Below are 23043 nucleotides of genomic sequence, written 5' to 3'. Positions count from 1 at the left end.
TTGGGACGGTTTTTTTATCTTCTGCGTTTCTTCTTTTTTCTCATCATTTTCTTACGGCGCGTATTCACTTTATCCGCTATAATGTGAAGCGTGCTTGCCACAACAATTCCCATTACGAACGTTACAATTTCAACCTCATGTTCCTTCGCCATTTCTATTAAATTCCCGTCAAGCGCGATTACATTTAATAGGAATAAAAACGGAGAAAACACAATTAACATGTATGCAATACGAATCACATCACCAAGTATAATTGTGTGTGTAAAGAAGGAGCGATGCGGCATCACCTTCTTATACGGATACCAAAATATACGCAGGAATCCCCATTTATTATACGCATTACTATACGTATCTAAATCCGGTGTTAAAAATGTAGTACCTACTAAAAAGCCAATTGCAAAAGTTAATAAAAAATCAAAATTTGTTAGTCCATACGAAAAGAGCAGAAACAAAACAACCGGAAGGGATATTAAGTTTATTTTCGTATGCGTTCTTCCTGATGGCATAATACACTTCCTCGCTTACGTTCGCCCTGTCACCATGTGACAGTTCTCACCTATTGATCTAATTTCTGATCGATAAAGGATGTGTCTATATCCGAACCAAACCATTCTGCCAACTTCACTCGCGCCTTATCTTTTACATCATCATCGACGTATAGCGACGCTTGTAATAATGCAGCCATTAACGCCCCTAAATCATCCGTATAACCAATTCCAGCAACGAAATCTGGAATCGCATCAATCGGTGCAATAAAATAAGCAAGTGCTCCAATTACAATAATTTTCACTCGTTTTGGAACATCTGGTTTCTGCAAAACGTAAAACAACAATAAACTTGCATAAATAACTGACTGCCCTGCCTGCTTTGCGACATGTTTTACTTTCTTCCAAAATGCTTCAACTGAAAATTTTTGCTCCATGTAAAGGCCTCCCTATTTTTTAAAAGAAATAAGCTACAATATGTTTTCAGTAAAAGTTCATCAAAATTACACATAATCTATCAATGAACTTTCATTGTAACAAACAAACTCAAAAAGAACAAGTGTTCGTTAATTTTTACATATTTCCCTTCATATAATAGGTTTCTAGATAACCACTTACCCATTGTCATTTCTTATTTCTCAACAAGAGATTTTTCACTTTCACTTAACATTCTGCTCTACCTTTGTTATATTTTCTAGTTGACGGACATATAAACGAATGTTAAAGTTTTCTCTGGTAGTGACAAATCTTATACAAAAAATGTAAAATGTTATAGTGTTTCTCAGAAATGAATTTTGTTGTATAATACAGAAATGACGTTATGCTTATGAGTAACACAAGAAACTAAAAGGGTATGCATAGTTATAGTCGTATATGGGTGAATATAGAACCTCTAATTATGGCCAAGAAAACTATGTATTTTTTATTTTAGCATTTTTCGCTCCAAAATCGACCAAGCCTGATAGAGAAAGGGTGGAAATGAATGAAAGAAACCTTGAAATCACAATTTCAAAATGTGCGTTTCACTGTATTCGTAGCTTTAGCCTTATGGTTGAAGACATATCTTATTACACGCACAAGCTTTGATTTAAAACTTGAATCTTTCATGCAAGAATTCATTTTATTCCTTAGCCCATTAGCAGCATCATTACTGCTTGTTGGTCTTGCATTATTTGCAAAAGGGAAAAAACGTAACTATATAGCACTTGGAATTAATTTTATTTTAACAATCGTTCTTGTTGGTAACGTAATGTTCTACGGATTCTACAATGACTTCGTTACTTTACCAGTACTAGGACAAACATCCAACTTCGGAAGTTTAGGTTCTAGTGTAAAAGAATTGTTTAACTACAAAATTATCCTTGCATTTGCTGATATTATCGTATTCTTCATTTTATTGAAGAAGATGAAGAATTTTGCACCGACAGAACGTGTAGCACGCCCAATGCGTTCCCTATACTTCGTGTCAACAATTGCTATTTTCTTCGCAAACTTAGGACTGGCAGAAGCTGAGCGTCCAGAACTATTAACACGTTCATTCGACCGCGTTATGCTTGTTAAAAACTTAGGTTTATATGTACATCAAGTGTATGATCTTGGCTTACAAGCAAAATCAAGTTCACAAAAAGCATTTGCTGACGGTAGTAAGTTACAGGAAACAGAGAACTACGTAAAAACAACGCAAAGCAAACCAGATCCAAATATGTTTGGTACTGCAAAAGGGAAGAACGTAATTGTTGTCTCTCTTGAGTCATTACAAACATTCTTAATTGGTGCAACAGTTAACGGACAAGAAGTTACACCATTCTTAAACCAATTTACGAAAGAAAGTTATTACTTTGATAACTTCTTCCATCAAACTGGGCAAGGAAAAACATCTGATGCTGAATTCTTAGTAGATACTTCAATGTATCCACTAGACCGTGGTGCTGTATTCTTCACACACGGTAACAACGAATATACAGCAACTCCAGAAATTTTACGCCAGCAAGGATACTACACTGCAGTATTCCACGCAAACAACGCAACATTCTGGAACCGTAACATTATGTATCCGGCACTTGGTTATGATCGTTACTACAACGAGCTTGACTACAAGATTACGCCAGAAACGAAATTAAACTGGGGATTAAAAGATATCGAATACTTTGATCAGTCAGTCGATATGTTAAAACAAGTGAAGCAACCGTTCTATACTCGCTTCCTTACTTTAACAAACCATTACCCGTTCACTTATGATGACAATACAAAATTAATTGATGAATACAATTCTGGTGATGGTGTATTTGACCGTTACATGGTAACAGCTCGCTACTTAGACGAAGCAATGAAACACTTTATTGAGCGTCTAAAAGCAGAAGGTATTTACGATAACTCAGTTATCGTATTCTACGGTGACCACTACGGTATTTCTGAAAACCATAACCGTGCAATGGCACAGTTCTTAGGAAAAGAAGAAATTACTGCATTTGACCATATGAACTTACAAAAAACACCGATGTTTATTCACGTTCCAGGTCAAAAAGAAGGTAAAACAATTTCAAAACCAACTGGTGAAATTGACATTAAACCAACTATTCTAAACTTACTTGGTGTAGACTCTACGAATGACGTTCGATTCGGTCATGACGTATTCTCACCTGATAATAAAGGCTTCGTTGTTCTTCGTGATGGTAGCTTCGTTACAGATAAGTACATGTACACGAACAGTACATTCTACGACCGCGCTACTGGCGAAGTTGTACAACTGCCAAAAGAGGAATCTCAACCACTTATTGATCGTGCCCAAAATGAATTGAACATGTCTGACAAAATCATTGAGGGTGACTTACTTCGCTTCTCTGAAAGCAACAAGATCAAAACTGGTGAAGTAAAGACAGCTATTAAAGAAGAAAAGAAGAGCGCTGAGTAATCTCAGCCTCTTTTTTTATATTTCTCCATACAATTACTTATATTCATTAACTTTAACATTACATAACCTTTACCAAATATTCATATAAAATTAATGAAGTATCTCTATAATAAAATATGTAAACGAGGTTCTATATATTTCTTATCTCTCATCTGTAATAAGATCCCTTAAAGAAATATGTGAATCGTTTATTTCTACTTTCTTATAATTGTCTTTCAATATGTTTTGTTTCCATACACAAAACATTCAATAAGACGATGTCCCTATGAAAGATAGCTACCCTCCTTGTGCAGCATTCCATAAGAATGTTGCTTTTTTTTATTTAAAAGCAGGATTCTTATTTCTTATTTTCGAATTTGTATATACGAAATGCTGTAAATCACTACCACTTCTCTACCATTTACAAATACATATACGTCATATGTAAAGAATTACTCACATAAAAATTAGTATTGTGACTTCTTTACTTACGAAAGGATGGGATCGAAATTGGCATATGAAAGATTTGTACTTTGGAATGATGCAGTTATTGATACAACGAAACAAAAAACGTACATAGACCTTGAGGAAAGAGGCTTGCAGTTTGGGGATGGTGTCTACGAGGTTATTCGTCTATATAAAGGGAACTTTCACTTATTAGATCCGCATATCACAAGATTATATCGCTCCATGGAAGAAATAGAATTAACACTCCCTTTCTCAAAAGCGGAACTGATTACCCTACTTTATAAACTAATCGAAAATAATAATTTCCACGAAGATGGAACGATTTATTTGCAAGTATCTCGTGGTGTACAAGCTCGTACCCATACGTTCTCATATGACGTCCCTCCAACAATCTATGCCTATATTACAAAGAAAGAAAGACCAGCGTTATGGATTGAATATGGTGTACGTGCCATATCAGAACCGGATACGCGTTGGCTACGCTGTGATATTAAATCATTAAATTTATTACCAAATATATTAGCTAATACGAAAGCGGAACGAAAAGGTTGTAAAGAGGCCCTTTTCGTACGAAATGGTACTGTAACTGAGGGAAGCCACTCTAACTTCTTTCTCATTAAAAACGGAACTCTTTACACACATCCAGCTAATCACCTTATTTTAAACGGCATTATTCGTCAATATGTCCTTTCTTTAGCGAAAACCCTTCGTATTCCAGTACAAGAAGAGCTTTTCAGCGTTCGTGATGTTTATCAAGCGGATGAATGCTTTTTTACAGGAACGACGATTGAAATTTTGCCGATGACTCATCTTGATGGAACCGCAATCCAAGATGGTCAAGTTGGCCCTATCACTAAAATGCTGCAACGATCATTTTCTCAGAGTTTGTTACAATCCAATATGTCATCTTCTTAAACACGAATAATTTCTATCCTTTCTACATTCAATATATGTATTTAAATGGAAATCAAGGTATAGATTTATGCCTTGATTTTTTCTTGTAATCTTTTTGTCATATTCAGATTCCCGCATAAGTCTTGACAGTAATCGACATGCTCTTTAGAATTTTTAACAGTTGGTAAATATTTCTTCACTACATTACAGACAGAAAGGAATCGACAAATTATGAAAAAATACCTTGCCGGTCTTGCGGCAGTGTCTGTAGCAGGAGGAGCAGCACCTACACTTGATAGTGTTCAAGCTGCCCCTGAACAAAATACACAAAAAGCTGCTACAACTGTCCAAGCTTCTGCATCAAACAGCTCATCTTATACGGTAAACGCTAGCGTATTACATGTTCGTGCAGGATCAAGTACTTCTCACGACATCATCTCGCGCGTTTATAACGGTCAATCATTAAACGTGATTGGCGAAGAAAATGGTTGGTTCAAAATTAACATGAATGGACAAACAGGCTTTGTTAGTGGCGAATTTGTATCAAAAAATGGTGCAAGCAATTCCAATGTAAGTACAACAGGCGGAAACAATAAAGTTACTGCTGATGTATTACGTGTACGTACTGCTCCTAACACTTCTAGTTCTGTTTCAGGACGTGTATATGCAGGACAAACATTAAACGTAATTGGCCAAGAAAATGGTTGGGTGAAAATCAACCATAATGGACAAGTTGGCTATGTAAGTGGCGAATTCGTATCTGGTGTTTCTGCTAATGCAGGTTCTTCAAACAACAATACGAATAATAATAACCAAGAATCTGTAAAACCAACAAGCGGAAACTATACAGTAAATGTATCTTCCCTTCGTGTTCGTACAGGTCCTAGCACTTCTCACACAACTGTAGGTTCTGTTACAAAAGGACAAGTCGTACAAGTTGTTGGCGAAGTTCAAGATTGGTTCAAAATCAATTATGCAGGACAAACAGCTTACGTAAGTAAAGACTACGTAACAAAAGGTGGTTCTAGCGATAACGTTACACAAGGAAACAACCAAGATAACAAACAAGAACAAAATAATAATGTAACTGTTCAAACTGGCGGTACTTACGTTGTTAACGCAACATCTCTACGCGTACGTACAGGCCCTGCTACTTACCATAGCGTAATTGGTGGCGTATTAAATGGTACGACATTAAACGTAATTGGCTCTGAAGGTAGCTGGTTTAAAGTTAACTATCAAGGAAAAACAGGCTACGTTAGTAGCGAATTCATGAAATTCGTTAAAGGTGGCACTACTACTCCTGAGCAACCAAAACAACCTGAACAACCTAATCAAGGTGCAATTGGTGACTACTACATTAATGCTTCTGCCTTAAATGTACGTAGTGGTGAAGGTACAAATTATAGAATCATAGGCGCACTTCCACAAGGACAGAAGGTTCAAGTAATCTCTGAAAACTCTGGATGGAGCAAAATTAACTACAACGGTCAAACTGGTTATATCGGAACACGTTACCTTTCTAAAACACCAGTTGGCGGCGCAGTAGATAATAAGCCTAACAACAATCAAAATAACAATCAAAACAATAACAACAATACAGGTAATAATAGCGGCAACAGTTCTTCTATACTTGCATATGCAAAAGGAATGCAAGGCGTACCATACGTTTGGGGCGGAACTTCTGCTAACGGTGTGGACTGCAGTGGCTACATCTACCACGTATTTAAGAAATTTGGTCATAACATTAGCCGTCAAAGTGTTGCGGGATATTGGGGTAGCCTACCACAAACTTCAAATCCACAACCAGGCGACTTAATTTATTTCCAAAACACTTATAAATCGGGTCCTTCTCACATGGGTATTTACCTTGGGGGCGGATCATTTATCCAAGCTGGAGACAAAGGTGTAGCAATCGCTTCATTAAGCAATTCTTATTGGAGTAAGCACTTCTTAGGTTATACGAAAGCACCTTAAGTTATATTTTTAGAGCCTTCTAGATTACTAGAAGGCTCTTTTTAATGTGTATAACCTATTTCCCTAAAAAAATAATGTATCTATTTTCCTATTTCATACACTATATTCTACAATAATGATCCATAACGTTATCATAATGTATATTTTCACATAAAAAACATAACCTATTTCATGTCTAATCATTTTATATGTGTTTTTTTGAAGAATTTTCTTTTTATTTAAACTTTTCGTTAGACGTTTGACCTCTGATGTCCATTATGATAAGTTACTTAAGATGTTATATTTGCAGAAGTATAGACAACTGTTTTATACATTTTTTTACTATGAGGAAGGAGCATACACTGCATGAATCTTTTATGGGGAATTGGCGGCGTGATTGGAGTATTAGCAATCGCTTTCTTACTATCTTCCAACCGCAAAGCTATTAATTGGCGCACGATTTTAATCGCGCTAGCATTACAAATGTCATTTTCATTTATCGTATTACGATGGGATGCCGGAAAAGCAGGTTTAAAACACGCTGCAGATGGCGTTCAAGGATTAATTAATTTTTCTTACGAGGGAATTAAGTTCGTTGCTGGGGATTTAGTCAACGCAAAAGGACCTTGGGGATTTGTATTCGTTATTCAAGCACTACTTCCAATCGTATTTATTAGTTCATTAGTAGCAATCTTATATCATTTCGGTATTATGCAGAAATTTGTTAGTATCGTTGGTGGCGCATTAAGTAAACTTCTTGGAACTTCTAAAGCAGAAAGTTTAAACTCAGTAACAACTGTATTTTTAGGACAAACTGAAGCTCCAATCTTAATCAAACCTTACTTAGCACGTTTAACAAATAGTGAATTCTTCGCTATTATGGTAAGCGGTATGACAGCTGTTGCTGGATCAGTTCTTGTCGGCTATGCAGCAATGGGTATTCCGTTAGAACACTTATTAGCAGCAGCAATTATGGCAGCTCCATCAAGTCTATTAATTGCAAAACTAATTATGCCAGAAACAGAAAAAGTAGATAATAACGTTGAACTTTCTACAGAGCGTGAAGATGCAAACGTTATTGATGCAGCAGCACGTGGTGCATCAGAAGGTATGCAACTTGTTATTAACGTAGCAGCAATGTTAATGGCTTTCATCGCATTAATCGCTTTATTAAATGGCCTATTAGGATGGATTGGCTCTTGGTTCGATATTAAACTTAGCCTTGATTTAATCTTCGGTTACTTACTATCACCATTTGCAATTTTAATCGGGGTTTCTCCTGGTGAAGCCGTACAAGCAGCAAGCTTTATCGGTCAAAAACTTGCAATCAACGAATTTGTTGCATACGCAAACTTAGGACCACATATGGCAGAGTTCTCTGCAAAAACAAATCTAATTTTAACATTCGCAATCTGTGGATTCGCAAACTTCTCTTCTATCGCAATTCAATTAGGTGTAACAGGAACATTAGCTCCTACTCGCCGTAAACAAATTGCACAATTAGGGATTAAAGCAGTTATCGCTGGTACACTAGCTAACTTCTTAAACGCAGCAGTTGCAGGTATGATGTTCCTATAAAATAAAGCAAGTCCCCTCTTTCTAAAGAGGGGACTTTTTATTTTCTTAGTATATATTAAATACTTTATGCCGAAATATAAAAACATTATGATACAATAATTATCAAGTCTGTTTATTTTTTCTTACAAAAGAGGGATACTACTTATTGTTGCTCTCTCAAAAAGAATATAGTCATCCGGTCTATTTCTTAATAATTGCGCATACTACAAGTATCCTTGTATGAATTATCTTTAAGGAGGAAAGTTTTGTGAAAGATAACTTCTATAAAGTCCTCTCTATGTGGATTTTACAAATTTTATTTTATTTTACAACTGTACATGTAACGCAATATGAGCATGCTCTCATTTTTACAATTATATATGTAATTGTTAATGTACTATTTCTATTTTTGCCTGATAAAACTGCATTTGTTTTCTTCATATTAGGAACCATTATTTCGGTATTCTACCTGTTCTACCAAGCATGGCTTTACTTATGGAGTACATCAGAACAATGGGAATACATTATTACTCACTTCCTAATGGCAGCAAATTTCTTCATTGTATATATCTCCACTCATCTATTAAAGAAGGTTATTCATGAAAATAAAGAATTAACCGAACGTGTGAGAACGTTAGAACAATACATCGGAGAATCGAAATTATTAACAAGACAAGAATTTGAGAGACGACAAGCATTATTAATCAATGCAATGAATCGTCGTAATGAAACAGGCGTTATGATTTATTTTGATTTCACTTCCTTTAGTAAATATACGAAGGAAAGTGTTATGGACCGTGTAGCTTCCTTATTAATTGAAACGGTAAGAGCTGACTTCGACCTTGTTGCTGAGTATGATAACAACACATTAGTCACTTTATTACAAAATACAAATGAAGCGGGTGCTGATATTGTAATGAACCGTCTACAGCCTAAAATGGAAAAATGGCTTGCAGATGAGGCTATTCAAGACATCAAGATTAAACGAGAACAAATCGCTACAAAAGGACCGAAGTTATTATGATGACACTCGTTATACTTCTTTTATTCCTTCTATTTTGCGTACTCGTTTTTTGGATCAGCATCACATTTTCAATTAAGTATGTACTTATTTTTACAGCCTTTCTATTCTCTGGCTTACTCGTTTACTATTCTTTCTTAACACTCGCAGGTTTAGTTCACCGAAGTAGGAAACAAAAAGATCGTACGCTAGAACATTACCCAAGCGTCGATATTTTAATACCAGCTCACAATGAAGGCGTCGTTATTAAGGATACTTTAGAGGCGATGGCAAAGATTGAATATCCAGGCAAACTAACTGTTTATTTATTAAACGATAACTCGCAAGATGAGACACCTGAAATTGGTGACGATTTTGACAAAGCTTATGCTCATATTCGTCACATTCGTGTTCCACCTGGTGAACCAAAAGGAAAATCACGTGTATTAAACTATGGCCTTAGTATTTCAGATGGTGAATACTTCTGTGTTTATGATGCAGATAACCAGCCTGAACCACATGCATTGCGAATGCTTGTAGAACACGCTGAAACAACCGAGGATGCTGTTGGAGCTGTTGGGCATGTTCGTACTGTAAATGAAAAAAGAAACTGGCTAACACGAATGATTTCGTTAGAATTTCAAATCTTCCAGCTCCTTATGCAATCCGGACGCTGGTTACTATTCCAAACAGGTTCACTAACAGGAACAAACATGCTTCTTCGTCGCGCTGCATTAGAAGAGCTTGGCGGCTATGACCCTTATGCAATTGCTGAAGATGCTGAATTAACATTACGAATTACACAAAAAGGTTATCTCCTGCCAATCGTTCCAGAGTCAATTACATGGGAACAAGAACCTGAGCATTTAAAAATCCTTATTAAGCAGCGTACACGTTGGCTTCAAGGGAACTTGTACATTTTAGAAAAAATGTTTTCTTCATTAAGTTTCTTTAAAGGAAAACTGCTCGTCCATTCTTTACAACAAGTTTTAGTGTATGTTGTATTTTGGTTATTCTTAATCATTTCGAACGTTTGGTTTGTAATTGGGTTACTCGGGATATTCCAAATTCAATATAGCATTCCACTACTATTTATGTGGTATGTCGCATATATTACATATGTTTCTCAATTATTTAGTGCCCAGAGTGTGGAACGAACCTTTACACCAACTAATATTTTTATTAGTATGATCATGTACTTTACGTACGCACAGCTCTTTACGTACTTATTCATTCGTAGCTTAATTTTATACTTACGTGCAAAGAGCAAGAAACAAGTCATTGGCTGGGATAAAACTGTTCGATTCAAAAAAGATAAATAATAAAAATAAGCACAGAGCGCCGTATGCTCTGTGCTTATTTATTGCCGTATAAAATATATATCAGACAATACCCCTTAGCTGAAAGTAATTTCACGTCCATCCCCCAACGAACGATCGACCTTCATTTATATACGAAAAAGTGATTGCTATTTTTGTAGAACCAATTGCTTCTCTTGTTGCTCTTTACGCGTTTCAGTCTTAGGTTCCGTGCTTTCTTGGACACTACGATGTGCCACACGTTTCAAACAAATATGCTTCCACTTTCTTTCGTAACGTTTCATTATTCTAGATGTCCCCCTTGAATACGCTTTAAAACTATTTGAAATCGCTTACAGGAAATAATATAGCACATATATATAAACGTGACAACACATTTCCGACAATTTTTTGTCAAAAATACGAATAAAATCCGCCATATATCGAACATTGTCGAAATGTATCGATTTTTCTCCATATAAAAGGCATACTACTAATATATTGACACTCCCACGGCTAAAGCCGCAAGCTGACTAACGTCAGTGGGATTCTTGCTACCAAAGGCGACGTCTATTTCTAGTATCGCTGACGTGCAAGATTGCGGTGTGCCATCACCACTCCGTATCCAGTGCATCTAGCAAATACGGCACTCGTTCTATTACCAAACGAGTCAGATTTTGAGTTCTCAAATGTGTTTTAGCGTCTTGTACTTGACGAATCAATACATTTTACGGAGCAGAAGAATTTGTTACTCCAACCTCATATGTATTCTGTTTTCAGAGAACAAGATTGTTTTAGAGACTTTTACTTGTCTGTTATGAAAATTATACCATTTCAAATACTTGATATACAGAACATACTTTCGGTTTTTTATCTGTACATCGCATTTGACCTCACTATCATCCCACCCCTAAAGGGGGTACTATCGCACCGTAGTGGGCTTTCCTATTCGGAAAATCTGTAAAGTATTTTATTTCCCTTACTTGCAGTTCAAGTTCCTTCTATATAAAAAAGAGCTGATACATAATCAGCTCTTTTTCCTTCTATTATTTATGACGCTTCATACGTCCTTCTTTTTGTAACTCTTTAAATAAGGCTGCCATCATAAAGAAAATAACGAAGACGAATGGGAATGCTGCAATGATAGCTGCCGTTTGTAAGGCCTCTAAGCCACCTACATATAATAAAATAGAAGCTAAGGCTGCTAAAACGATACCCCAGATCATTTTAATGCGGTTTGGCGGATTTAAACTACCATGTGTCGTTAACATTCCTAAAACGAATGTCGCTGAATCTGCAGATGTAATAAAGAATGTAGAAATAAGAAGAATAGCTAGAACAGATAAAGCCGATCCAAAGCTTCCCATCTGGTCAAACATAGCGAATAACCCTACTTCTGTTCCCATCTCTTTCACTTTTTCAAAAATATGTGCATCACCGAACAGCTCCATATGAATACCAGTTCCGCCGAAAACAGAGAACCAAAGGGCACCAATTACGGTCGGTACGAGTAACACACCGATAACAAACTCACGAATGGTACGTCCTCGTGAAACACGAGCAATAAATGTACCTACGAATGGTGACCATGCAATCCACCATGCCCAATAGAAAATTGTCCACGATTGAATCCATTGGTTTCCACCTTCATCTAATGGACTCAATCGGAAACTCATGCTTGGTAATTCCTGAATGTAAGCACCAATTGTTGAGGTGAAGTAATTCATAATAAAGTTTGTTGGACCTGCAAATAATACAATAATCATAAGTGCAAATGCCAAAATAATATTCGTATTACTTAAATATTTAATTCCTTTATCAAGACCTGTTTGCGCAGATAACATAAATAACACTGTTACGATTGCAATAATAACTAACTGAGTCGTTAATGAATTCGGGATGGATGTTAAATAACTAACACCACCGGCAATTTGTTTTGCACCAAGACCTAATGATGTTGCCACGCCAAACACAGTCGCGAAAACAGCTAACACATCAAATAAATGAGCAATACGTCCATGGTCCCCGCCTTTAAATAACGGTCCTACTGTCGCACTAATTGTACTTGCTTTTCCTTTTCTAAAAGTAAAGTAAGCAATACAAAGCGCTACAAATGCATATAGTCCCCAAGGATGTAATCCCCAATGGAAAAATGAAAAACGCAGTGCAAGACGTGCACTTTCCTCAGTTGCACTCTCTCCAAACGGAGGTGCATACAAATGGTTTAATGGTTCCGCAACGCCCCAGAAGACTAAACCGATACCCATACCAGCACTAAATAACATAGCAAACCATGTCATATAACTATAATCAGGCTCGTCATCATCTTTACCTAAACGAATAGAACCGTATTTCGAAACAATTAAAAAGATAGACACACCTAAAATAATAGAAACAGAAATAATATAGAACCATCCAAACTTACTAACTAATGCAGTTTGAATTGCGGTTGTTACATTTCCTAGGCTACCTTTTCCCATAATAGATTCGGGAATAATCCCCCAAAGTGTAAATGCAATACATAATGTTAATGAAACGATGAATGTTTTTGTCAGTTTCCTCATCAAATCCCCCTTCGTAGGTTTCACTTTTGTAAATAACATAAATTCCGATATGTAAAATCGGATAGAAAACTATGATTTTTGTGGTGTTTTTCTTACTTTCACCTTCACCAATTCGAATTCTTATGGACAGCCTTACCTTCCGTATAACCTTTTTCACTCTGCAAGAGCTATAAGATCGAAATACTGCTGTCAAATTGTGCGAGAAAAATGCGGATGGGAATATATTTCCCCAAAAAAAGGTGTGTTACAGATGTAAAAAAGGGCATTTTTCTTCCTTGCAACCCTTTCTTTTTGTAACAATTATGCGGTTTTTTTGCTAGTATATAACACGTGTTTATAATTTCACAAATGAAATGTTTATGTTTATATAACTATATTACCCATAAAACGGTAAAATACTCAAGGAATGTAATCATTTAGTAAACATCATGTAACACCCCTGTAATATTTTTATTTACGTCGAAAACAATATGTTGTATTAAATATTTTGAATATAAGTAGAAACCTACTAATCATATAGAATGAAAAACGCTTTCCTATATTTTTTGTTATATTACAGCATGTTAACGACTTATTACGAATGGTTTGTAATTGTGTGTTTTCCCCAAATCCGAAAAAATCTGTTGCTATAATGAGGACACGAAAACAAACGCAATGGAGGCTATCATGAAAAAATTAATTGGTATAGCAACAGCAGCAGTTTTTGGTCTTGGGATTTTCACATCATCTGCTAATGCAGAAACTGTTGTAACAACAGACGTACTAAATGTACGCGAAAACCCTACTACTGAATCAAAAGTTGTCGGTAAATTACTAAACGGTAATAAAATAGATGTTCAAAATACAGAGAACGGATGGTCAAAAATCACTTTAGATGGTAAAGACGCATTCGTAAGTGCAGAGTTCACTAAAAGCATCTACTACGTAACAGCTAACGTATTAAACGTACGTGCTGAAGCGAACACAAACTCAGAAATTCTTGGGACGCTTAAGAAAGATGATATGATTGAAACAACAAACCAAGTACAAAATGAGTGGTTACAATTCGAATATAACGGAAAAACAGCTTATGTTCACGTTCCTTTCTTAACAGGTACAGCACCTGTTATTGAGAAACAAGAACAACCTGCTCCTGCTAAAGCTGTAGCACCAGCTAAAGCACCTGCAGCACAAGCAAAACAAGCTGCTAAGCCTGCTGTAAAAGCTGCTGAAACTAGCACACCTTCTGGTGGTCGTGAGTTAACAGTTGTAGCTACAGCATATACAGCTCATCCGAGCGAAAACGGTGGCACATATGGCGGCCGTGTATTAACTGCAATGGGTCATGACTTAACAGCGAACCCAAACATGAAAATGATCGCTGTTGATCCGAAAGTAATCCCATTAGGATCTAAAGTATGGGTAGAAGGTTACGGAGAAGCTATCGCTGGAGATACTGGCGGTGCAATTAAAGGTAACCGTATCGACATCCTACTTGGATCAGATAGCGCTGCTCAAAAATGGGGCCGCAAAACTGTTAAAGTGAAAATTTTAAAATAACCAATGACTGCTAAAGCCAGTTCTCTTTGTTGAGAGCTGGCTTTTATTTTTTATATAATACATATAAGGAGGTTATACCCATGAATGTACAAGCGAAAGTAGACTGGATCGGTACACCAAAACCGTATATATATAAAGATGAAGTAACATATGACGCTACTTCTATTGATTTTTCACTCGCTGGCGACGACAATCGCTATAAATTAATTGTGCTCAAGTCTGAAGAAAATACACATTACAAATTTGTCCAATATGGAATCAAACCTGGCTCACAAAAGCCATTCCCTATCGACATTCCATTCGAACAAAACATGTTACCAATCATAGAGCAAATATTACATGATCCGTATGTACAAGCGATATTAAAGGAAACGCGCTTCTAATCGAAAAAAGACTATCTCAATCATGAGATAGTCTTTTGCATTAATGAGTTGGACCAGATACTTCCTCTGATTTCAACGTATTATTCGCTCCAAGAGAATGGTACAACATCTTTCCATTTCCATTCACAGTAACGATATGATCATTATTAAAGCTTTTGAACTTCACAGAGCCATCACCGTAACGAATATGATACTCTTCATATGTCGTTACTTTATATTTCGTAGCACTTTGACGCTCTACATTACGAATTTCCATTGTTAATAAATCTTCTGTAATTCCTTTTTTGTGTAAATACTGTATATAATCACGGTCTTCCTTATACGATTTCCCGCTCTTATCATAATTATTTTCAATTAAGCTAAAATCATTTAATGAAATCGCACGTACATTATCATAAATATGATTTCGTACAAAGTCACCAACAGCCGAACTTGATGTTTCTTTCGGGAATTTTAAGTAATACGTGCTCTGGTCTCCGATTTTAACACTTTCAGATTTCATCACACCAAAATCAGTAGTTTTCTCTAAATGTACTTCTACTGTTTCATCTGTGGATACAGGACCAAGCTTATAACTTCCATAGCTTAATTTTCCACGTTTTTTTCCATTCACAAATACAATTGCATCATTTTCATCAGAAGAAATGGTTACATAATTTCCTTCTAATGATAATGTCACATCCACTTTCGCCTCTTTTTCATCTGCCAAGTCCACTTCTTTTTCTGTTTCTAACTCAGTTAGTTCCGTCTTCGCTTTTGCCTTTACAACGTAAGAACCAGGGAAATATGGACCAACTTCTTTTGAAGTTTTATCACTCGATAACTCTGTCTCTTTCTTATCATTCACATATATTTCAACGCTTTTCGCAGTTGTGCTTACATTCATATAATAAGATTTCATATTAAATTTATATTTCGGATATAAGAACCATTCTTTACCGTCTTCTATAATTTGACCATCTTTAAATGATGCTTTATCACTTGCTAGTTTTTGATCTACTGTCTCTCTTTGTAAATAAGATAGCAGTTCTTTATTATAAGAAGGATTTTCTTTTAAATAACGGATATATCCTTTAATATCGTCAACTTTCACTTTCAAACTCGGATCATCTACTTTTACAAACTCATCAATTGCATTCGCATCTTTCTTTTGGAATGCTTCAATCATAGCATTGACCTGCTTTTCTTTCGAAAACTTGCTTGCTCCAAATTTATACGCACCAAACAATATAGCAAAGATAACAACAAAGCCTATAAGTAACATTATATTTTTCTTACTTTTCACTGGCTTTATTTCTCGTTGTACTTCTGAACGAGAAGAAGTTGCCTGATCAGCAATTACATCTACCTTACTTCCACACTCGGAACAAAAGTTCAAATGATCTGCAACTTGTTTATTACATTTCCCACAAAACTTCAAATGGCTCTCCCCCTTATTTTTTCCCTAACTTCATACCGGCGAATGTTAATGCGTAAGAAAGAAGAAAACTACCTACAATTAAATACAGCGCGCTACTTTGAATAGAAAACAATGGACCGGAAATCCCAGCAAATTCTTTCATCACTTCTTTACTCCCTGAGGCCTCAACATGAATTTTGGCCAATCCATTTACACAAAGCATCATCACAGTATACACCACACTAAACACAGCGATAGTTACGTACATATTTTTCATCGGATATTGAGCCAATTTCATTCCAGCTCTAAATAGTAAAATACATGGTAATAAAATTAATAACCCCCACCAGTGCATATAGGAATTAAAGTCATCAATTTCTTTTACTCGTTGAAGATTAGCTCCGTTAGCAATTTCCAAATCTTTTAATGACGTACCATTTATTGATATTCCTGACGTATAAGATAAATGCAATGGCCCTTTTTCCATTGCGTATCTTCTCATTTCTCTATCCATATCTCCCCATTCAATTGCTGTTGGAGCAAAGTGAGCCATATTCCACATGTATGGTGTTGCTTCTAATGAAATGAATGTTTTATATGTTTTCTCTGGAAAATCAATTGGTCCCACTGACTTTGAACTGCTAAATAAAATTGTAATAAGTATAATACCAAATGTAATAAGCAATCCTTTTAATACAGTTACCACACTATAATAAATAGATGTTGCATATGGAATACTTCGACTTATAGAAGATAATAGACGGTGTGGCCCGGCTTGAATACACATACCAATAAAGGTAAATAATAAACCAAATATAATGCCATACAATAAACTACTAACATGTGAATAACCAATACTGATTGTCATCGTTTTATAGAATTGAGAAATTGTCGTAGAAGAACCTGCAATAAAGCTAACAATACACAAGAAAATTCCATATACGATACCGATGACACTCGATGTTAGTAACTTCTCACGCCAAATAGCAGAAGGGTTGCTTTTCTCTACAAAGAATCCAATTCCACCTAATATAAGTGCCGGAATTGCTAACAAGATGAACAATGGGAAATGAAGGATAAATGACATCGCATATTCCCCGCTCCCACTAACTTCAAGGCCTATTAAATGATACATTAAAATTAATGGTGCTATACCGATGAAAGATTGATCAATAGTAGTCATATTCAGCATACCGTTCATCTTTGTAAGCATCGTTCTCACTAAATCGTTAATCGCCGCATCGACAATTAGGCTACCAATCCAACCGGCTATAAACATACATACGATTGCAAGCCCGCCACCAAGTAAACCTTTTTTCAAAGTGCTGCCAGGTGGACTTACATGTAATTGTAAATTTTCGTCTGGTAATCTCGTTTTCATTTCTTTTTTTATAATACCTAATAAGGAATCCCCGCATTTCTCACAATATGTAGCGGTCCCTTTACTTTCCACTCCACAAGTTCGGCAATACTTTGAGTCTTTCGGTGCTAACATAACTTCACTTTCTACACTACCTGTACTTGATCCATCATGTGTACAATAATTCGCTACATCCGATTGTTCTAAACCACAAGTTTTACAATACATGTTCCTCACTCCTTACTTTGCTTCATACCACAAACTGGACAGAATGTAGCCTCTGTTGCAATTTGTTCACCACATGAAGTACATGATTCATTTTCATCATTTTTTGATTGAAGGAGTAACTCATTTTCTTTCCCACACTGTCCACAAAACTTATCATTTAATGATAAGGGACCGCCACAGCTACATTGCCCTTTCTGTCCTTGATTCTGTAAATTAGCTATTTGCTTACGCGTATTATAAATAGCTACATCCAGCTCTTGTACTGGTTCTATAATATTTTTTAACACATCTACTCGAACTTCATCATTGCGGAGTTGCATATAGGCCATTTGACCAAGTTCCAGCAAAATTTCCGTTTTCGCCTGTAGTTTCTCTTGGGTAATTTTCTTTAATTGCGCAACCTCTTGAGCTACTTGTAATTTCATCTTCCCTTGCTCGATTCCCTCTTGCAATTTGTTCATACCGCTACCAAACTTCGATTGTAAATCTGACAAAACCTAATCCCTCCATAAATATATAGTAATATACAAAATTAACATTTTATATATTACCATGATTTTCAAGTAATGTAATCTAAATTTCATTTTTTCTGTTTTGAGCATTTTTTGTTTATAATGGTAAAGGAAAGAAATATGTGTACGGAGGAATATTATGCTGCAACACTCAATTACGAAAGATGAAATTATGATGATTGCGAATGAGTTCGTTCAAGGACTAGATCCACAGCAAACAGCTGATCAGGAACATGTCGCTACAGCTCGGCACCTATATCGTAGTGGTGTTGTCTACAACGTTGACTTTGATGGCTATACGCTATCAGGAACTGTAGATGCTGAAGGCAGCGTATATAGCGTCCATATCCCGATTCGTAACGTAGCTGAAAGCTATTGCGATTGCTTCGCACCAACGCAGTGTGAGCATATGCTCGCTGTGTTACTATCGGCAGCATCTAGTTTCGGGCAAGTAGGAGATGTATTAACTTTATTCAAAAATAATACGAAACCTTCCCTTCCTCCTATTCGAACTGCAAGACAAGTATTGCAATCATCAGCTTTTGAAGAAACGGATTATAAAAGTTGGCAATCATATTTTGATAACGAATATGAATCATTTAAAAAAGAACAAGCTCGGCTTACTTATAAACAAATGTATTTTCTTATGAGTATTTTTACGGACTTCTATACGAAACTCGAGCGGAAAGCCCCGCGTATCGTTGTAATACATGAGTTGTTCAGGCTACATGCAGCGCTTTATTGCTTTCAAAAATTATTAGAAGAAATTCAGGACTTTGAAGCAAATAAAACGTATTCTTATCATCAGCCTGTTAACGTCGTTCGCTTATTTGTAGATAAAGTGGAATCCATCGTTCGGGACTTACAATCAGAATCGATTCCTTCAGAGTCTAAATCAATTCTACAGGAAACAGCTCGTCTCGTTCACGAAGTATTCTTCTCCACCGATGCCTATACGCAAGAGAGGTTCTTTATTTATCGTCACATATGGAGTGAACTGTTACACAATAACGAGCAACTACAAGAAGAAGAAAAACGAATCGATACGAAAATGAATCCACTTTCCAAAGCATTAGCATCTTCTCATCTACTCTTTTTAAATGACGAAGATCGATTAGCGATGGACTTATTAAAAAAACAACCTGCTTCTGTTGTAAGTCTGTACTTCTATTGGTTAGAGGAATTATTAAATGCAATGAAATGGGATCGTGCGAAAAACTGGCTTTCCTTTACGTATAAACAAGTGAAGAAAACGATACATGAGCACGAAAATACAATTTTCATAAAAGATATCGTTCGCTTATTCGTCATCATGTATGAAACATATGCAACCCATACAAATGAACAAGCAGGACTCGAAATGATTTTGCAAGAGCTATTACCATATAGTTTCGCAAACTATGAACAATACGTACTCGCGAAAAAGCAGTATCGCACATGGGCAGAACTTCAGCTCTTACACGGTTTTGAAGCAATTGAACTTTTGAAAGAACCGCTGAAAGATATTGAGAAGGAAGCACCAGAAGCAGCCCTTCCTCTTTATCACCTTGCTGCTACCGAAGCTATTGAAGAGCGAAATCGCAAATCATATAGACGTGCAGTTCGTTACTTAAAGAAATTACGTACATTATATAAACGATTAAAGCGTACCGATGAATGGGATGCTTTCATTATTCATATCGCAAACTTACATTCACGTCTGCGTGCACTACAAGAGGAATTACGGAAAGGAAAATTAATCGATGATCAATCAAACTGAAGTAACAATTAGGCTCCAGCACGTTAGTCACGGTTGGTTCCTTTGGGGAGAAGATGATAGCGGTACTCCATTATCCGTAACAAGTTGGAAACGAAATGCATTTACATGGCACTCCACTTCCTTCTACGGCACGTTTCTAAAAGAAGCAAGCTTTGAAGGAAGACAAGGTGTTATGCTAACAAACACACAAGCATTTGAATACATCGCGAATAAACCGATGAACTCCTTTGCCCGTATTCAAATGAACGGCCCTATTACAGCACTTACGGAAGATGCGAACGAATTGTGGGATGCCTTCACAAGCGGTAGCTTCGTACCTGATATGGAGCGCTGGCCTAAACAACCATCTTGGAAAGTTCAACATACTCCAATCGAAGATGAAACATTGGCATCTCTTTTCTCGGCTGCAGTAAATGAAAGCATATTACAAGATAACCGTTCAAATGACGGATGGGAAGATGCAAAGAGACTTTATGAACATTACGACTTTACGAAAAGACAATTAGACGCAGCACTACATGAAGAAGATTGGCTTCGAAAAATTGGTTACATTGAAGATGACCTTCCCTTTACAATCGGACTACGACTACAAGAGCCGCAAGAAGAATTTGAAATGTGGAAGCTTGAAACAATTGTTACACCAAAGCGCGGGGCACATCGCATATATGTATATGAAAGTATCGATTCTTTACCAAAACGATGGCACGATTATGAAGAACGTATTCTTGAAACACAAGAAAGCTTCAGTAAGCTCGTACCGTGGTTAAAAGAAGGGGATACATTCCGAAGTGAACTCTTTGAAACAGAAGCGTGGAACTTCTTAACAGAAGCAAGTAACGAATTACTCGCCGCAGGTATTACAATCTTATTACCATCGTGGTGGCAAAATTTAAAAGCGACAAAACCAAAATTACGTGTGCAACTGAAGCAAAATGCTACGCAAACGCAATCTTTCTTCGGTATGAATACACTCGTTAACTTTGACTGGCGCATTTCAACGAACGGCATTGATTTATCAGAAAGCGAATTTTTTGAACTCGTTGAACAAAACAAACGGTTATTCAATATAAATGGTCAATGGATGCGACTAGATCCAGCCTTTATTGAAGAAGTACGAAAGCTCATGAACCGTGCTGATAAGTATGGACTTGAAATGAAAGATGTCCTTCAGCAACATTTATCAAACACTGCTGAAACAGAAATTGTAGAAGAGGATAGTCCATTTAACGATATTGAAATTGAACTAGATGGATATTATGAAGATCTATTCCAAAAACTATTGCACATTGGAGATATTCCAAAAGTAGATGTCCCTTCTTCACTAAACGCAACACTCCGTCCGTATCAACAACATGGCATTGAGTGGTTATTATATTTAAGAAAGCTTGGATTCGGTGCATTATTAGCTGACGACATGGGACTTGGAAAAAGTATTCAAACGATCACTTACTTACTATATATAAAAGAAAACAATCTCCAAACAGGTCCTGCCTTAATCGTGGCACCGACATCTGTTCTTGGAAATTGGCAAAAAGAATTTGAGCGTTTCGCACCGAATTTACGCGTTCAGTTACATTATGGAAGTAATAGGGCGAAAGGAGAATCATTTAAAGACTTCCTTCAATCAGCAGATGTTGTATTAACGTCTTATGCATTAGCTCAGCTTGATGAGGAAGAACTTAGTACGTTATGCTGGGATGCTGTTATTTTGGATGAAGCACAAAATATTAAAAACCCACACACGAAACAGTCTAAAGCAGTGCGAAACTTACAAGCAAATCACAAAATCGCATTAACTGGAACACCGATGGAAAACCGCCTTGCCGAGCTTTGGTCTATTTTCGACTTCATTAATCATGGATACCTTGGCAGCTTAGGACAATTCCAGCGCCGCTTCGTCTCACCAATTGAAAAGGACCGTGACGAAGGAAAAATCCAACAAGTTCAACGTTTTATCTCGCCGTTTTTACTGCGTCGTACGAAGAAAGATCAAACAGTCGCATTAAACTTACCAGATAAACAAGAACAGAAAGCTTACTGTCCACTAACTGGTGAACAAGCTTCCTTATATGAACAACTTGTTCAAGATACATTGCAAAATGTAGAAGGATTAAGCGGAATTGAACGACGCGGATTTATATTACTCATGCTGAACAAACTTAAACAAATTTGTAATCACCCTGCTCTTTATTTAAAAGAAACAGAACCGAAAGACATCATCGAACGTTCCATGAAAACGAGCACGCTCATGGAACTCATTGAAAATATAAAAGATCAAAATGAAAGTTGTTTAATCTTCACGCAATACATCGGTATGGGGAACATGCTAAAAGATGTGTTAGAAAAACATTTCGGTCAGCGCGTCCTCTTCTTAAACGGTAGTGTACCGAAGAAAGAACGTGACAAAATGATCGAACAGTTCCAAAACGGAACGTATGACATCTTCATTTTATCGTTAAAAGCAGGTGGTACAGGGTTAAACTTAACAGCTGCCAACCATGTCATTCACTACGATCGTTGGTGGAATCCAGCGGTAGAAAACCAAGCAACAGACCGTGCATATCGTATTGGTCAAAAGCGTTTCGTTCACGTTCATAAACTGATTACAACGGGGACACTTGAAGAGAAAATCGATGAAATGTTAGAAAGAAAACAGTCATTAAACAACGCCGTCATTACAAGCGATAGTTGGATGACAGAACTATCTACAGATGAGCTAAAAGAATTACTTGGTGTATAAACAAAAGGAGC

The 23043-nt window shown here is 36.5% G+C and carries 17 protein-coding genes; 10 read left to right on the top strand and 7 right to left on the bottom strand.

The window, feature by feature from the left end; translation table 11 throughout:
* Positions 1-14: 14 nt before the first annotated feature.
* Together PDQ33_RS12055 and PDQ33_RS12050 are read right to left on the bottom strand one after the other, a co-directional pair.
* Positions 15-506, bottom strand: a complete 492-nt coding sequence (locus PDQ33_RS12055) for a metal-binding protein (RefSeq protein ID WP_001139074.1) — start codon at positions 504-506, stop codon at positions 15-17.
* A gap of 50 nt (positions 507-556) precedes the next feature.
* On the bottom strand, positions 557-922 hold the full coding sequence (locus PDQ33_RS12050) for a YkvA family protein (RefSeq protein ID WP_000435502.1): 366 nt from the start codon (positions 920-922) through the stop codon (positions 557-559).
* Positions 923-1467: 545 nt separating this feature from the next.
* Here PDQ33_RS12050 and PDQ33_RS12045 point away from each other — a divergent pair.
* The 6 genes from PDQ33_RS12045 (at position 1468) to PDQ33_RS12020 (ending at position 10572) form a co-directional block, all read left to right on the top strand.
* The gene (locus PDQ33_RS12045; protein ID WP_048553009.1) at positions 1468-3396 is read left to right on the top strand and encodes an LTA synthase family protein; all 1929 of its coding nucleotides are present in this window, start codon (positions 1468-1470) and stop codon (positions 3394-3396) included.
* A 477-nt stretch (positions 3397-3873) separates the two neighbouring features.
* Entirely contained in the window at positions 3874-4758 is an 885-nt protein-coding gene (locus PDQ33_RS12040; protein WP_074543814.1) for a D-amino-acid transaminase, read from the top strand.
* A gap of 210 nt (positions 4759-4968) precedes the next feature.
* Entirely contained in the window at positions 4969-6714 is a 1746-nt protein-coding gene (locus tag PDQ33_RS12035) for a C40 family peptidase (protein WP_061131829.1), read from the top strand.
* Between the two features lie 345 nt (positions 6715-7059).
* Positions 7060-8271, top strand: coding sequence for a NupC/NupG family nucleoside CNT transporter (locus tag PDQ33_RS12030; protein ID WP_001051025.1), 1212 nt, complete (start codon positions 7060-7062; stop codon positions 8269-8271).
* A gap of 247 nt (positions 8272-8518) precedes the next feature.
* Positions 8519-9274, top strand: coding sequence for a dGTP triphosphohydrolase (locus PDQ33_RS12025; protein ID WP_000654291.1), 756 nt, complete (start codon positions 8519-8521; stop codon positions 9272-9274).
* Complete coding sequence (locus tag PDQ33_RS12020; protein ID WP_270755766.1) at positions 9271-10572, top strand: glycosyltransferase family 2 protein; 1302 nt, start codon at positions 9271-9273, stop codon at positions 10570-10572. The genes PDQ33_RS12025 and PDQ33_RS12020 overlap by 4 nt, the downstream gene beginning before the upstream one ends.
* Before the next feature lie 146 nt (positions 10573-10718).
* On the opposite strand, the gene PDQ33_RS12015 is transcribed toward PDQ33_RS12020, so the two are convergent.
* Positions 10719-10853, bottom strand: coding sequence for a hypothetical protein (locus tag PDQ33_RS12015; RefSeq protein WP_000833067.1), 135 nt, complete (start codon positions 10851-10853; stop codon positions 10719-10721).
* Between the two features lie 741 nt (positions 10854-11594).
* Positions 11595-13112 carry a glycine betaine transporter OpuD gene (gene opuD, locus PDQ33_RS12010; RefSeq protein ID WP_001230133.1) on the bottom strand — a complete coding sequence of 506 codons (1518 nt, stop codon included), beginning with the start codon at positions 13110-13112 and terminating at the stop codon, positions 11595-11597.
* 666 nt (positions 13113-13778) lie between these two features.
* Between opuD and PDQ33_RS12005 the strand changes: the two genes are divergently transcribed.
* Both PDQ33_RS12005 and PDQ33_RS12000 read left to right on the top strand, forming a co-directional pair.
* A complete protein-coding gene (locus tag PDQ33_RS12005) occupies positions 13779-14651 on the top strand; it encodes a cell wall-binding protein EntA (protein ID WP_046198041.1) in 873 nt (290 codons plus the stop codon).
* A gap of 80 nt (positions 14652-14731) precedes the next feature.
* The gene (locus PDQ33_RS12000) at positions 14732-15034 is read left to right on the top strand and encodes a DUF3910 family protein (RefSeq protein WP_001102521.1); all 303 of its coding nucleotides are present in this window, start codon (positions 14732-14734) and stop codon (positions 15032-15034) included.
* A 40-nt stretch (positions 15035-15074) separates the two neighbouring features.
* Here PDQ33_RS12000 and PDQ33_RS11995 read toward each other — a convergent pair whose 3' ends face one another.
* The 3 genes from PDQ33_RS11995 to PDQ33_RS11985 are packed head-to-tail and all read right to left on the bottom strand — an operon-like array spanning position 15075 to position 18515.
* Positions 15075-16454, bottom strand: a complete 1380-nt coding sequence (locus tag PDQ33_RS11995; RefSeq protein WP_270755761.1) for a zinc ribbon domain-containing protein — start codon at positions 16452-16454, stop codon at positions 15075-15077.
* Positions 16455-16467: 13 nt separating this feature from the next.
* Positions 16468-18021 carry a hypothetical protein gene (locus tag PDQ33_RS11990; RefSeq protein WP_061131831.1) on the bottom strand — a complete coding sequence of 518 codons (1554 nt, stop codon included), beginning with the start codon at positions 18019-18021 and terminating at the stop codon, positions 16468-16470.
* Positions 18022-18026: 5 nt separating this feature from the next.
* Complete coding sequence (locus PDQ33_RS11985) at positions 18027-18515, bottom strand: zinc ribbon domain-containing protein (protein ID WP_061131832.1); 489 nt, start codon at positions 18513-18515, stop codon at positions 18027-18029.
* A 157-nt stretch (positions 18516-18672) separates the two neighbouring features.
* On the opposite strand from PDQ33_RS11985, the gene PDQ33_RS11980 reads away from it, so the two are divergent.
* Both PDQ33_RS11980 and PDQ33_RS11975 read left to right on the top strand, forming a co-directional pair.
* The gene (locus PDQ33_RS11980; RefSeq protein WP_000939167.1) at positions 18673-20292 is read left to right on the top strand and encodes an SWIM zinc finger family protein; all 1620 of its coding nucleotides are present in this window, start codon (positions 18673-18675) and stop codon (positions 20290-20292) included.
* Entirely contained in the window at positions 20276-23032 is a 2757-nt protein-coding gene (locus PDQ33_RS11975; protein ID WP_270393450.1) for a DEAD/DEAH box helicase, read from the top strand. Before PDQ33_RS11980 ends, PDQ33_RS11975 begins: the two co-directional genes overlap by 17 nt.
* Positions 23033-23043: the final 11 nt, after the last annotated feature.

The sequence above is a fragment of the Bacillus cereus group sp. Bc031 genome (assembly GCF_027716265.1).
Taxonomy (GTDB): Bacteria; Bacillota; Bacilli; order Bacillales; family Bacillaceae_G; genus Bacillus_A; species Bacillus_A paranthracis.
This window is presented reverse-complemented; position numbering and strand designations above follow the sequence as displayed.

What these genes read in the sequence shown, in the direction of transcription:
- PDQ33_RS12055 (WP_001139074.1), bottom strand. Translation starts at nt 506, where the DNA reads ATGCCATCAGGAAGAACGCATACGAAAATAAACTTAATATCCCTTCCG.
- PDQ33_RS12000 (WP_001102521.1), top strand. Translation starts at nt 14,732, where the DNA reads ATGAATGTACAAGCGAAAGTAGACTGGATCGGTACACCAAAACCGTAT.
- PDQ33_RS11975 (WP_270393450.1), top strand. Translation starts at nt 20,276, where the DNA reads ATGATCAATCAAACTGAAGTAACAATTAGGCTCCAGCACGTTAGTCAC.
- PDQ33_RS12015 (WP_000833067.1), bottom strand. Translation starts at nt 10,853, where the DNA reads ATGAAACGTTACGAAAGAAAGTGGAAGCATATTTGTTTGAAACGTGTG.
- PDQ33_RS12020 (WP_270755766.1), top strand. Translation starts at nt 9,271, where the DNA reads ATGATGACACTCGTTATACTTCTTTTATTCCTTCTATTTTGCGTACTC.
- PDQ33_RS12035 (WP_061131829.1), top strand. Translation starts at nt 4,969, where the DNA reads ATGAAAAAATACCTTGCCGGTCTTGCGGCAGTGTCTGTAGCAGGAGGA.
- PDQ33_RS12005 (WP_046198041.1), top strand. Translation starts at nt 13,779, where the DNA reads ATGAAAAAATTAATTGGTATAGCAACAGCAGCAGTTTTTGGTCTTGGG.
- PDQ33_RS11990 (WP_061131831.1), bottom strand. Translation starts at nt 18,021, where the DNA reads ATGTATTGTAAAACTTGTGGTTTAGAACAATCGGATGTAGCGAATTAT.
- PDQ33_RS12050 (WP_000435502.1), bottom strand. Translation starts at nt 922, where the DNA reads ATGGAGCAAAAATTTTCAGTTGAAGCATTTTGGAAGAAAGTAAAACAT.
- PDQ33_RS12045 (WP_048553009.1), top strand. Translation starts at nt 1,468, where the DNA reads ATGAAAGAAACCTTGAAATCACAATTTCAAAATGTGCGTTTCACTGTA.
- opuD (WP_001230133.1), bottom strand. Translation starts at nt 13,112, where the DNA reads ATGAGGAAACTGACAAAAACATTCATCGTTTCATTAACATTATGTATT.
- PDQ33_RS12030 (WP_001051025.1), top strand. Translation starts at nt 7,060, where the DNA reads ATGAATCTTTTATGGGGAATTGGCGGCGTGATTGGAGTATTAGCAATC.
- PDQ33_RS11980 (WP_000939167.1), top strand. Translation starts at nt 18,673, where the DNA reads ATGCTGCAACACTCAATTACGAAAGATGAAATTATGATGATTGCGAAT.
- PDQ33_RS12040 (WP_074543814.1), top strand. Translation starts at nt 3,874, where the DNA reads ATGGGATCGAAATTGGCATATGAAAGATTTGTACTTTGGAATGATGCA.